This window comes from Kineococcus indalonis (assembly GCF_009906395.1).
Lineage (GTDB): Bacteria > Actinomycetota > Actinomycetes > Actinomycetales > Kineococcaceae > Kineococcus > Kineococcus indalonis.
Genome location: NZ_JAAALM010000683.1, coordinates 1 through 1,736 on the forward strand (window position 1 = coordinate 1; position 1,736 = coordinate 1,736).

Consider the following 1,736-nt stretch of genomic DNA (forward strand, 5'->3'; position numbering starts at 1 on the left):
GCCGTGGGGGCCGCCGCGGCGGCGGCCCCCACGGCCTGCACGGCGTCCGCGGCGCGGCGGCCGGCCAGGCGGCGCGCGGCGGCAGCGCCCCAGGCCAGGGCCAGCACGAGCGCCCCGGCCGCCTCCGGCCAGCGCTGCGAGGTGGCGCACACGGCCACCACGGCCAGCAGCGCGGCGGCGAGCACGGCGTCCCCGATCCCGGTCCAGCGTCGGTCCACGTCGGCACCCCTCTCCTGGTCGCTCCGGTGCTCGTGCCCTACCCCCACTGTAGGTCGACAAACGCTTTTCGGTCCACCGAAAACTCCTCCCCGCCGCGTCGGCGCCCGCAGCGCGGGGACCTGGTGGCAAGCTGGCCCCGTGCCCCGCCCCGCCACCCCGGCCGCCGAGGACTGCCTGAAGACGGTCTACGCCGCCGGGGAGTGGTCGGACGAGAAGATCACCCTCTCCAAGCTGGCGCAGGCCCTGGGCGTGTCGCCCTCCACAGCCTCCGAGGCCGTGCGCAAGCTCACCGACGCGGGCCTGCTGCGCCACGAGCGCTACGGCGGCGTGGAGCTCACCGAGGCCGGGCGCCTGCAGGCCCTCGGCGTCGTGCGCCGCCACCGCCTCATCGAGACCTTCCTCGTCGCCGACCTCGGCTACTCCTGGGACGAGGTGCACGAGGAGGCCGAGGTCCTCGAGCACGCCGTCTCCGACCGCATGCTCGACCGCCTCGACCGCCGCCTGGGCCACCCCGAGCGCGACCCGCACGGCGACCCCATCCCGCGCCCCGACGGCACCGTCCCGCGGCCCGGCGCGCACAGCCTCGCCGACCTGCCCGAGGGCGCCGCCGGCTCCGTCGCCCGCATCTCCGACGCCGACCCCGAGGTGCTGCGCTACTTCGCCGACCTCGGCATCGGGCTGGACCTGCACGTGCGCGTCGTCAAGCGCCGCGAGTTCGCCGGCACCACCGTCGTGCGGCTGGGGGAGGGGCCCGGCGGGCGCGAGGTCGACCTCGGCGACCCGGCCGTGGCCGCCGTCTGGGTCCTGCCGGCGGCCCGGTGAGCACCCACCGGCACGAGACGGCGCCCGCGCTGCCCGGCGACCCCGCCGGCGCCGTGCGCGACACCCACGGGCGCCTGCAGGCCCCCAAGACCCGCGACGTCACCGTCGTCGGCAGCGTCAACGCCGACCTGTCCATCGCCCTGGGCGCCCTGCCGCCCGCCGGGCAGACCGTCCGCGGCGCCGACGCCGTGCGCGGCCTCGGCGGCAAGGGCGCCAACCAGGCCGTGGCCGCCGCCCGGCTGGGCCGCAGCACCGCGGTGGTCGCCGCCGTCGGCGACGACGAGGACGGCCGCGCCCTGCGCGCCGCCCTGGCCGCCGAGGGCCTCGACGTCGAGCACGTCACCGCCGCCGGCGCACCCACCGGCGTCGCCGTCGTCCTCGTGCACGCCGGGGAGTCCACGATCGTCCTCAGCCCCGGCGCCAACGACCACCTCGACGCCGCCCGCGTGCAGGCCGCCGCCGGCGCCGTCAGCGGCGCGCGCGTCGTGCTGCTGCAGTGCGAGGTGCCCGACGCGGCGCTGCTGGCCGCCGCCCGGCTGTGCACCGGGCTGCTCGTGCTCAACCCCGCCCCGGCCCGCCCCCTGCCCGCCGAGCTGCTGCGCCGCACCGACCTGCTGGTGCCCAACGCCGGCGAGCTGGCCGTGCTGGCCGGCGAGGAGCCCGCCGCCGACGTCGACGGCCTCGTGCGCCAGGCG

General features: G+C 78.9%; 3 protein-coding genes. 2 read left to right on the top strand and 1 reads right to left on the bottom strand.

Features of this window, described 5'->3' with window-relative positions; genetic code table 11:
• On the bottom strand, positions 1 to 218 hold a 218-nt coding region (locus GTR00_RS26095; RefSeq protein WP_205706283.1), incomplete at its 3' end, for a hypothetical protein.
• Positions 219 to 357: 139 nt separating this feature from the next.
• Between GTR00_RS26095 and GTR00_RS25265 the strand changes: the two genes are divergently transcribed.
• Positions 358 to 1,041: a metal-dependent transcriptional regulator gene (locus tag GTR00_RS25265; RefSeq protein WP_166613334.1), complete on the top strand. Its 684-nt coding sequence runs from the start codon at positions 358 to 360 to the stop codon at positions 1,039 to 1,041.
• The coding region (locus tag GTR00_RS20255) for a PfkB family carbohydrate kinase (protein WP_323132641.1) at positions 1,038 to 1,736 on the top strand (699 nt) is incomplete at its 3' end. The genes GTR00_RS25265 and GTR00_RS20255, both read left to right, overlap by 4 nt.